General features: G+C 55.1%; 1 protein-coding gene. It reads left to right on the forward strand.

The annotated features are described in order from the left end of the window. Nucleotides 1-17: 17 nt before the first annotated feature. Nucleotides 18-1330 (forward strand): IS1182 family transposase (locus BC440_RS11575; RefSeq protein ID WP_071240246.1); only part of this gene is annotated, 1313 nt, incomplete at its 3' end.

Here is a 1330-nt window from a genome sequence, read left to right on the forward strand (position 1 = left end):
TTTTGATTCAATGGGGAATGCTTAAGAAACCCAGCCCACATCAAACCGAACTTGAGATGGTGACACTCGACAGTTTGGTCCCCAGCGATCATTTGCTTCGTAAGATCGATGCCGTGATCGATTTCAGTTTTATCCATGCGCGCGTGGCCGATTTGTACTGCGCGAACAATGGCCGTCCCGCCCTTGATCCGGTGATGATGTTTAAGGCGCTGTTCATTGGCTATCTGTTTGGCGTGCGCTCGGAGCGCCAGCTTGTGCGGGAGATTGAGGTCAATGTCGCCTATCGCTGGTTTTTGCAACTCAAGCTGACCGACAAGGTCTTTGATGCCTCGACCCTGTCGCAGAACCGGCGGCGTCGATATCATGATGCCAGTGTTGCGCAGGATATTTTTGACGAGATCGTCGAGCAGGCGATCAGGCACGGGCTGGTGGATGGCAAGGTTCTCTATACCGACAGCACGCATTTGAAGGCCGATGCCAACAAGAACAAATGGGACCGCGAAGTGGTTGCCAAATCGCGCGCGGCCTATTGGGATGATCTGGATCTGGCGATTGAGGAAGACCGGACGGCTCATGCGAAAAAGCCGCTCAAAGCCAAGGAACGCCAGCCGGTTGAGAAAGAAACCAAGATCAGCCGAACCGATCCCGACAGCGGATATATGGTGCGCGACGGTAAGCCCAAGGGCTTTTTCTATCTCGATCACCGCACGGTCGATGGCAAGCTTGGGATCATTACCGACAGTTACGCCACCCCGGCCAATCTGCATGACAGCATTCCCTATCTCGACCGTCTTGACCGACAAAGGCAGCGTTTTGACCTTGATGTTATCGCCGTCGGACTGGATGCGGGCTATGCGACCGCCGCGATTGCCAAAGGCCTTGAAGATCGTGACATCCTTGGCGTGACGGGCTATCGCCGCCCGAACCTTCGGGAAGGCTACATCCCCAAACGCAAATACGTTTATGACCCTGAACGTGATGCTTATCGCTGCCCCGAAGGTCAGCTTCTGTCTTATGCGACAACCGACCGAAATGGATACCGCCATTATCACAGCGACCCGGAAAAATGCCGCACCTGTCCTGTGCTGGCTTCCTGTACCGCCAATGCCCACCAGCGAAAAACTGTCACGCGCCATGTCTGGCAAGACGCCAGAGACCGGGCTGACGCCTATCGTCTGACAGAGTGGGGCAAGCGGGTTTACAAGCGCCGAAAAGAGACGGTCGAACGCTCTTTTGCAGATGCCAAACAGCTTCACGGTCATCGATATGCAAGGTTCCGGGGACTGATCAATGTCAAATGCCAATGTCTGCTGGCCGCCGCCGCCCAAAA

Source organism: Thalassospira sp. MIT1004 (assembly GCF_001858545.1).
GTDB classification, from domain to species: domain Bacteria; phylum Pseudomonadota; class Alphaproteobacteria; order Rhodospirillales; family Thalassospiraceae; genus Thalassospira; species Thalassospira xiamenensis.